4 protein-coding genes are annotated in these 6,721 nt (G+C 72.7%); 1 reads left to right on the top strand and 3 read right to left on the bottom strand.

Features of this window, described 5'->3' with window-relative positions; translation table 11 throughout:
- Window positions 1–174: 174 nt before the first annotated feature.
- Window positions 175–1,425 (bottom strand): serine/threonine protein kinase, encoded by a 1,251-nt coding sequence (locus D6689_05990; GenBank protein ID RMH43162.1) that lies wholly within the window; start codon window positions 1,423–1,425, stop codon window positions 175–177.
- Window positions 1,426–1,491: 66 nt separating this feature from the next.
- Window positions 1,492–3,870 (bottom strand): hypothetical protein, encoded by a 2,379-nt coding sequence (locus D6689_05985; GenBank protein ID RMH43161.1) that lies wholly within the window; start codon window positions 3,868–3,870, stop codon window positions 1,492–1,494.
- On the opposite strand from D6689_05985, the gene D6689_05980 reads away from it, so the two are divergent.
- A complete protein-coding gene (locus D6689_05980) occupies window positions 3,814–6,051 on the top strand; it encodes a DEAD/DEAH box helicase (protein RMH43160.1) in 2,238 nt (745 codons plus the stop codon). The genes D6689_05985 and D6689_05980 overlap by 57 nt on opposite strands.
- 16 nt (window positions 6,052–6,067) lie before the next feature.
- Here the strand turns inward: D6689_05980 and D6689_05975 are convergent.
- Window positions 6,068–6,721, bottom strand: a 654-nt coding sequence (locus D6689_05975; protein ID RMH43159.1) for a hypothetical protein, incomplete at its 5' end; no start/stop codon positions are given.

Here is a 6,721-nt window from a genome sequence, read left to right as displayed (position 1 = left end):
GAGCGGGCGCATTGATCCGGACCTCCAATCCGCGTCGATTTCCTGGGAGTCCGCAAGCCCTCGCTACGCGTCGGTCGCGTCTCAGACTCCCCGCCCCGGCGGCGCCCGACAGCCGCGCACGCGGGGGGATTTTCTTCGGATCGAGCGGATCGTCAGGATCGAGTGGCCGGGGCGTCAGGAAGGGTCGGGTGGATGCGAGGGCAACGCGCGGGGGCGCCGGTGCGCGCCTCGCAGGCGGCGAAAGCCGCGGCGGGCGCCGTCGAGGGCGCGATCGGTGGTCGCGCGGGCGCCGTCGAGCTTGCGGCGCCCGTCGCCCGACACGAACGCGCTCACCAGCGCGAACGCGATCGGCAGCAGCGCGCGCTGGACCAACCACAGGGCGGCGGTGCCGCCCCAGCCGACGATGGCGAGCAGCACGCCGGCGACGCTGCGCAGCGGCTCCGACATCTCGAGGTCGAGCAGGGGCTCGTCGTCGTCGCCGTGCGACACGGGGGCGTCTTCGGGTGCGGCGCCGCCGCGCGGCGTGTCGCCGTCGCCGGTCGCGTCTCGGTGCGCGGCCGACGTGGCCGCGGCGTCCGGCGCGGTCGCGTCCGGCGCCGCGGCGCCGTCGCTCGCCGCCGCGCTCGGGCGGCCGGCCCGCGGCGCGGGGCGCGCGAGGCGGCGCAGCACGTCTTTGGCCGATTGAGGGCGCGCGTCGGGATCCGGATCGGTCATCCACGCGAGGACGTCGACCAGGTCGGGCGACAGGTCGCGCAGGTGCGCGCGCAGGTCCATGCGCAATCCGTTGCGCGGCACGTGCTCGGGCTCGATTCCGCCGGCGAGTGCCACGGCGGTGGCGCCGAGCCCGTACAGGTCGGTCGCCGGCATCGCTTGACCATGCAACTGTTCCGGCGCCATGTAGCCGAAGGTGCCGACGACGGTGGATCCGCCGCCGGTGCGCAGCGCGTCGCGGACGCCGCCGAAGTCGACCAGCGATACGCGGCCGTCGTCGGCCCACAGCAGGTTGGCCGGTTTGATGTCGCGGTGGATGACCGGCGGCGTTCGGCTGTGCAGGTACGCCAAGATCCCGAGGGCTCGGATCAGGATCGCCCGGAGCGCCGACTCCGACAACGTGTGCGCGTCGGACAGCGGCCGGCCCGGCGCGCGCTCCATCACCAGGTAGAACGTGCCCGGCGGGTCTCCCTCGAAGTGGTCGAGGTAGCGAGGGATGCCGGGATGGTGCAGGCGCTCGAGCACGCGCACCTCGCGCTCGAACAGATCGAACTGCTTCCAACTCGTGCCGTCGCCGAGCGCGAGCCGCTTGATCGCGACGACGCGGTCGCCGTCGGCCGTGTCGACGGCGGCGAACGTACGGCCCTGGCCGCCGGCGCCGAGCGGAGGCCCGAGGCGATACCGGTCGCGCAACAGCGGGCCGTCGAAGGACATCGCGGCGCATCATAAACTACGCGGTCAGCTCCCTGCGAGCGGGGCTACGCGAGGCGAGGGCTGTCGTCAGTCGTGGCCGAGCTTGATCCCCAGCGCGTGCGCCTGGCGCACCAACTCGTCGACCATCGCCTTGCGCGCGGCCGACGGAAACAGGTCTTGCGCCGCGCGCAGCTTGTCGATCGCGTCGGCGACGTCCTGGCGGCGCAGGTCGAGCCGCGCCTGCTGTTCGAGCAACTCGGCCGCGGCGCGCACGTCGACCCCCAACTCGTCGACGCGGTACGCCCGGCGTCCTGCGAGGGTCGACAGGCGCGTGTACGCCTCCTCCGCGAGGGCGAGGCGGCGGGCGGCGAAGTCGGGCGAGCGCCGGGCCGCGTCCGACCCGGGGCCGTAGCGCCGCCGGAGGTCGGCGATGGCGGGGCCCAGGCGGGTCGGCGGGTCGGTCCAGTGAAGGCCGAGGCGGGCGAACAGGTCGGCCTTGGCGGCCGCCTCGTAGTCGGCGCGGACCGGGTCGGGCGGCGGTTCGTCGGCGGGCGGCGCCGCGGTGGGGCGCCGGCGGACGGCCGTGCGCCCGGAGGCGGAGCGGGACGCCGGATCGAGACGCACCGCGGTGGACCGTTCGGACAGATAGGAGCGGCCGAGCGTCGTGCGCCGCGCGCGCCGCCGGCTCGCGGTTGCGCGGCCCGACGGCGAGGTGCGGCCCGGCACCGGGTTCGCGGGCACGGCCGGCCCCGGCGAATCGACGACCGCGTCCCGCGGGCCGCGGTCGCCGCCGGCCGGCTCGGCGTCCGACGGCGTCGCGGGGGCGGCCGATGCGCCCGCGCTCGCTGGTGGCGGGGAAACGGCCGGCTCCGGCGCCGTCGGTTCGGCCGGCACGTGGGCAGCGCGCGCGTTCTGCTCGCGGCTCATTTCGCGCGCCGCCTCGTCGAGCACGTCGGACGAAAACTCGACGGATGCGGCCCGACCGCGCACGACGTCGGTGGCGGTGACGCGCACGAGCCCGTCGACGTCGACCGCGAACGTGACGTCGACCTGCGCGTCGCCCGCCGGGCGTGGCGGCAACCCGCCGAGTCGAAATCGGCCGAGGTAGCGGTTGTCGGCGACCGCCTCGGCGTCGCCCTGGTACACGCGGATGTCCACGAACGTCTGGCCGTCGCGCAGGGTCTTGTAACGCCGCGTCGCCGACGCGGGCAGGCTGCTGTTGCGCGGGACGACGACGGACATCGCGCCGTCGTCGACCTCGACGCCGAGGGCGTGGGGCGTCACGTCCACCAAGACGCGCGCGCCGCCCGTCGCGAGCGCGTCGGCGTGCAGCGCGGCGCCGAGCGCGACGACCTCGTCCGGGTGGACGTCGCGCGCGATCGACGCGTCGAACCAGTCGGCGACGCGTCGCTGCACGGCCGGCATGCGGGTGGAACCGCCGGCGAGCACCACGCAGTCGATGTCTCCGGGCGCCACGCCGGCATCGGCCACGGCCCGGCGGCATGGCGCTTCGAGGCGGTCGAGCACCGGCGCGGCGAGCGCTTCGAGGTCCGCGCGCGCGAGCCGCGTCTCGAAGTGTACCGGCCCCGCCGCCGTTTCGCCGATGAACGGCACGGCGACGTCGACCGCATCCGCGGCGCTCAAGTCGCGCTTGGCCGACTCGGCCGCCTCGCGCAGTCGCTGCAGCGCCATCGGGTCCGCCGACGGATCGATGCCGTGGTCGGCCGCGATCCGGCGCACCCACTCGTCCACGACGGCGCGGTCGATGTCGTCGCCACCGCAGAACGTGTCGCCGCAGGTGGCGGCGACCTCGTAGACGTCGCCGTCCGCGCGCAGGATCGTGATGTCGAACGTGCCGCCGCCGAAGTCGAACACCGCGATTGTGGCGCGGCCGGCGCCGCGGCTCACGGCGTAGGCGAGCGCGGCGGCGGTCGGTTCGTTCAGCAGCGCCGCGACGGGCACGCCGGCGCGCTCGGCCGCGTCGCGCGTCGCCTTGCGCTGGGCGTCGTCGAAGTACGCCGGTACCGTGATGACGGCGGACGCGATCGGCGCGCCGAGCGCCGCGGAGGCCGTATCGCACAGGTGGCGCACGAGGTTCGCGGTGATCTCCTGCGGCGACAGGGCCACACCGCCGACGCGCACCCATGCTTCGCCGAGATCGCCGCGCACGATTCGATAGGGCGCGGTGCGCGCGAGCTGCACGACTTCCGGATCGTCGAAGCGACGGCCGATGAGCCGCTTGAGTCCGAACAACGTGTGCTGCGGGTTCGTGACCGCCTGGCGGCGGGCGGCGTGACCGACGATCCACGCGCCGTCGTCGGTGCGCGCGAGGATCGACGGCGTCGTGCGATCGCCGTGCGGACCTGCGACGACGACCGCGCGGCCGTCGCGCACGACCGCGACGCACGAATGAGTCGTCCCCAGGTCGATGCCGATGTGCGCGCCGATCGCCTCCCCCCGGCCCATCAACGCCGCAGCGTAACACGAGCGCAGCGCCGTGGCGCGGGGTGGTACAACCAGTCGATGGCCTCGGCGGCCGACATCGAGCTGGCGTTCTACGAGCGCTTTCTGATCGAGCGCGGCATCGAGCCGTACCCGGTCCAGGAGCGCGCGTTCGAACACGTGTTCGCCGGCGACGGCGTGCTCGTGACGGTTCCGACCGGAACGGGCAAGACGCTGATCGCGCAGGCGGCGCTGTTCAAGGCGCTGGCGCTCGGGCAGACCGCCGTCTACACGACGCCGCTGCGTGCGCTCACCGAGGAAAAGTACCGGGAGCTGAAGGAGGCGTTCGGCGCCGACAACGTGGGGTTCGCGACGGGCGACTTCCAGGAAAACCGCGACGCACCGATCCAGGTCGAGGTCGCCGAGATCTTGTGGAACCGGATCTTCAGCTCGCGCGGCCAGCCACCGGCCGACGTGGTGGTGCTCGACGAGGGCCACTACTTCAACGATCCGGAGCGCGGCTACGTGTGGGAGCAGACGATCATCGGACTGCATCCGTCGGTGCAGCTCGTCATCTTGTCGGCGACGATCGGCCGCGCCGACGCATTCTGCCACTGGGTCGAACTGACCCGTCGCGCGCCGATGCACCTCGTCGAATCGCGCGAGCGCATGGTCCCGCTCGAACACCGCTATCGCGAGCAGTACCTGATCGAGGTCGTGCGCGAGCTGGCGGCGGCGGGCGACACGCCGGCGATCGTGTTTACGTTCGGCCGCGAGCGCTGCTTCGACAACGCCCGGCTGCTCAAGAGCTGCAGCCGCTTCACCAGCGACGACGAGCGCGAGCGCATCGCGCAGCTCGCCGACGAGGTGCTGTGGGATCGCGGTGCGGCGGCCGAGTTGCGGCCGCTGCTTTTGCACGGCATCGGCGTCCACCACGCGGGCGTGTTGCCGCGCTACAAGCAGCTGGTCGAGACGCTCGCCCTCGAGCGGCTCGTGAAGTTCGTCGTGAGCACCGAGACGATTTCGGCCGGGATCAACCTGCCGGCGAAGGCGGTCGTGTTTCCGGAGCTGCGCAAGTTCGTCGGCGGCAAGGCGCGGCTGCTGTCGCCGGCCGAATACCACCAGATGGCGGGGCGGGCGGGCCGGCCGCAGTTCGACGACAAGGGGATCGCGATCGCGCTGGCGCCCGATGCGGTGGTGCAGGAGATCCGCAAGGAGATCAAGACCGCGAAAAAGCGCGGCTACCGGGTGGACGAGGCGCAGATCCGCCAGGCGGTGTACGCGAAGGCGCGCGCGGACGCGCAGCGGCGCAAGGACGTGACCTGGTCCGAGGCGGCGCACCGCGCGCTCGTCGAGGGGGAGCCGGCCGCGCTGGTGAGTCGGACGCGCATTACCGCCGAGACGGTGCTCGCGATCGGGTTGCCGGACCTCGAACGCGAGCAGCTCCCGGGTGAGGCCGTGGACCTGGCCGAAGCGGAGGCGAGGCCGGCGTACGAGCACCTCAACATTCGCACCGTCGTCGATCACCTGCTATTGCCCGAGCGCGACCGGCGCGAGGCGCACAAGCGGCTGGCACAGGTCACCGCCAACCTGCGCGCGCTCGGGGTGGTCGACGAACACGGCCGGCAGGTGGCGGGCGAGATGATCGGCAAGCTGCCGGGCATCGACGGCCTGTTCGTCTATTACGCGTTCATGCACCGCGACTTCAGCTACGAGCAGGCGCGCGAACTGGTCGAGTTCTTGGTGGACCACGACGTCATCCAGCGCGCCCTCGACCGCAAGGAGCTGGAAAAGCGGCGCGAGTGGATCCGGGCGAAGCTGCGCGAGATGCGCGCGGAGCAGCCGCAGGCGACCTGGGAGGATGCCGAGGCCGAGTACGAGCGCGAACATCCGCGCGAGTTGAGCGAGACCGAACAGCTTCACCACGCATTCCTGGCGGAGTTGCCGCACCCGGAGCTGCACGGCGGCAAGGTGCAAAAGACGGTGTGGGCGCAGCTGGAGGACGACGAGCTGAGCTTTTTCGACTTCGTCGAGCGCCACCGACTCGAGCACGAGGAGGGCAGCCTGTTCAGCTACTTGATCCGCGTGTTGCGCGTCGCGCATGCGATCGCGGAGGCGACCGGCGTCGGGGCGTTCGAATCGATCGAGCAGCGCGTGCGCGACGTGCTGGCCGCGGTCGATGCGCGGCTGGTCCGATCGCTGTGACGGCGGCGCCAGCCGGCTACGGCCTGCGCCGGGACGGGTCGTTCGGCGGCGCGGGCGACGCGAAGTCGGCGGACAAAAACGACGTCATCGGAATCGGCGACACGGCCGCGTCGTAGTAGCCATCCGTGAAGTTGCCGTCGTACAACCCGGCGTACGCCCACTCGGCCAGCGGGGTTTCGTTGATCATCAGTGCCGTGATGTTCGCGGAGCCGATCGCACCGACGGCCGAGCGCGGGATGGCGGTCTCCACGAACGTGCCGGCCTGGAACGTCGCGGGAACCACACCCGTGTCGACCCATGCCGTGCCGTCGAAGCGCTGCAGCTGCTGAAAGTCGTTGCTCGCGCGCCATCGCCACACGTAATCGGCGGCGAAGCCGGCGGGCAGACCCGGCCGCTGCGTGTTGTACGTTTCGCCCTCGGTCGCGCCGCCCGGCGCCGTGTCGAAGAACACGAGGAGCCACCGGTTGCGGTCGCCGGAGGCGATGTCGTCGCCGCGGTAGCCGATGTAGATCGAGGCGTCGTCCCACGCGACGTAGGCGCCGTAGGTCGCCGTCGTGGTCGGCAGCGCTTCGGCGGCCGCGTCGAAGTCGTCGACGCCGTCGATGGAGAGGGTGTGGCGATACGGGGGCGCGGCGTCGGGGCCGGGAGGCGCGGCGTCGGGGCCGGGAGG

Source organism: Deltaproteobacteria bacterium, assembly GCA_003696105.1.
In the GTDB taxonomy this organism is placed as follows: domain Bacteria; phylum Myxococcota_A; class Polyangia; order Haliangiales; family J016; genus J016.
Note: the sequence above shows the minus strand (reverse complement) of the source record. Positions and strands in the feature narration are given on the sequence as shown.

What these genes read in the sequence shown, in the direction of transcription:
- D6689_05985 (RMH43161.1), bottom strand. Translation starts at nt 3,870, where the DNA reads ATGGGCCGGGGGGAGGCGATCGGCGCGCACATCGGCATCGACCTGGGG.
- D6689_05980 (RMH43160.1), top strand. Translation starts at nt 3,814, where the DNA reads ATGAGTCGTCCCCAGGTCGATGCCGATGTGCGCGCCGATCGCCTCCCC.
- D6689_05990 (RMH43162.1), bottom strand. Translation starts at nt 1,425, where the DNA reads ATGTCCTTCGACGGCCCGCTGTTGCGCGACCGGTATCGCCTCGGGCCT.